At 60.3% G+C, this 2,275-nt stretch carries 2 protein-coding genes; one reads left to right on the top strand and one right to left on the bottom strand.

Annotation, left to right across the window (positions count from 1 at the left end; genetic code table 11):
* Positions 1–197 precede the first annotated feature (197 nt).
* A complete protein-coding gene (locus ACP5PX_RS07910) occupies positions 198–1,634 on the bottom strand; it encodes an IS110 family transposase (RefSeq protein WP_428085410.1) in 1,437 nt (478 codons plus the stop codon).
* Positions 1,635–1,815: 181 nt separating this feature from the next.
* Here ACP5PX_RS07910 and ACP5PX_RS07905 point away from each other — a divergent pair.
* Positions 1,816–2,275, top strand: a 460-nt coding sequence (locus ACP5PX_RS07905) for a helix-turn-helix domain-containing protein (protein ID WP_428085409.1), incomplete at its 3' end; no start/stop codon positions are given.

Genomic DNA, 2,275 nt, shown 5'->3' with positions numbered 1-2,275 from the left:
GGTTGTTGTCTAGGTTCAGAAACATGGTGGACACCCCCTATACTTGCCTTGTAGTACAAGAAGCGAAGCAAGGAGAAGTCATAGAAAAAGTCAACCCCAAGGCGTAAAAAGCCGGATTTATGTTTTAGGCAGTAGTCGAGTAAGCCCTCGGAGAACCTCGCTACCGGAGGGAATCTGTGATGAGAGAATGCCATATGCTATTGTGACTTCAGGGCCACTCGACCTCTCGCATCGGCCTTACGAGGCCTTGGGGCGGTGGCCCTCTTGTAACGGATGGGCATGACCTTCTCGCGGGAGGATATGTCCTCATCCCCCACGAAGCAGCCCTTCTCCCGGTCCACGAAGCGCACCTCGAACCCGTCTTCCGGATACTCATAGGTGGGGTCGTAGGGTTTTCCGCTCATGAGCACTCCGTAGATGATGTGGGTCATCTTGCGCATGGCCGACCCCAGGGCCACCATGCGATCCTTGCCCTCCGCCACCTTGGACCAGTAAAAGTGCTTGACGGCGTTGTCCCCGGAGCGAGGGGAGATGGCCGCAAGCACCGAGAGGTAGACCGCCTGGTTCAGGTAGCGGTTGCCCTTCCTTCTCATGCGGGGCTTTCCGAGCTTGGACTCCCCGGACTCCCGTAGCTCCGGGTAGGCCCCCACGTACCCCACCAGGTGCTTGGCGGAGGGAAAGCGCCCCACGCTTTTTATCTCCGCCTCCATCACCGCCGCCTGCAGGGAGCTTATGCCGGGGATGGTAAAGAGAGGGGTGGCGGGGAAGGCTTGGTAGAGCTCGGTGATCTTCTCTTCCAAGGCCTTCAGCTCCTCCCTTATGCGGAGCAGGTTGGCCGATAGGGAGCGCAGGGCGAACCCTATGCCCGGTCCGTGCTGCGAGGCGCAGGAGCGGGCGGCCAGCTCTTTCACCTCCCGGGCGAATTTCTCCCCCAGCCGGAAGCCCCTTTTCCCGAAGGAGAGGGAGGCGATCTCGGATACCTCCGCCCGGCGCACTTCGCAGGCGGTGGGGAAGCGCGTGAGCAGGGCAAGATATCTTAAGCCCGCGCCCCTCTTGACCTTGCCGCAGAGCTCCGGGAAGGCCTGCTTCAGGTACTTGTGCAGGTGATTTAGGTAGCGGGCGTGCTCGGTAGCCTTGAGCTTGCGGAAACGGCAGAGCTCGCAGAGGTCCATGTACTCCGCCGGAAGATCGGGCGCGGCCTCGGGCTCGAAGGTAGCCACGAAGCGGGCTATGGAGCGGGCATCTTCTGCGTCGGTCTTCACCCGGTCAAGCTCCAGCTCCTTGAAGCGCCTCGTCTGCAGGGGATTGAGGAGGGAGAGCTTCACCCAGGGAAGGCATCTCCTGAAGAAGGAGAAGATGTTGCGCCAGTAGATCCCAGTGGCCTCCGCCCCCCCGTGGAATAGGGCCTCCGGATACCTCTCCCGGAGCCTCTCCATCTCCTCCTGGAGGGCGCAGAAGCCCTCCAGGTCGTCGGGAATGGTGAGCTCCCTTCCCAGGGGTTTCTTGTTCTCATCGAGGAAACACAGCCTGTGGAACCTTCCCCCCACATCCAGTCCGAAGAAGATCTTTTCCACATCGCCTCCTTTCTTCTTGCCGGGAGGCCTCCTGAAGCCCGCGACTCCAGCCTTGCGCAATGATCAGAGGTCTAAAGCCCCAGGAAGTCTATCAGGAATCGGTCACGGGTTCCGGAGGACCAGTCTCCTTCCAAGGGTCCTCGCCCTAAGGAACCTCCGAGGCCTCCCCCGACATTTTGTTTGTCATTCTAAACGGAAAAGCCGCCCGCCTGGGGCGACTTTTTCTATACAAGGTGTCCAAATGAAGGGTTCAGTTGGAACCACTACCAGTATCTATCACACCAGGCTTCCCCGGCAATGGAAACTGGAGAGGATGTGCGGCGAGAACCTCTCCCGGGAGGCGAGAAGGAGGCTGCGCTGGATGGACCATTACCGAAGATGCGGCAATGCCTCCCTCACCTGCCGCTACTACGGCATCTCCCGCACCACCTTCTACAAGTGGTGGCGGAGGTTCAAGAAAAGAGGCCTCCCAGGACTGGAGGAGCTCTCCCGGGCCCCCAAGAGGAGAAGGGAAAGCGCCATCCCCTGGGAGGCGGTGGAGCTGGTGGTCAACCTCAGAAGGGAGTACCCCGCCTGGTCCAGGCACAAGATAGCGGTAATCTTAAAGAGGGACCACGGCATCTCGCTATCCTCCTCCTCGGTGGGCCGGATTCTCAAAAGGAAAGGCCTCTACGAGGAGCGCCAGGCGAAAAAGAGGCGGG

The organism is Hadarchaeum sp. (SeqCode), from assembly GCF_049969415.1.
In the GTDB taxonomy this organism is placed as follows: Archaea; Hadarchaeota; Hadarchaeia; order Hadarchaeales; family Hadarchaeaceae; genus Hadarchaeum.
The sequence above is the reverse complement of the archived record's forward strand: the minus strand, read 5'-3'. Positions and strand labels throughout refer to the sequence as shown.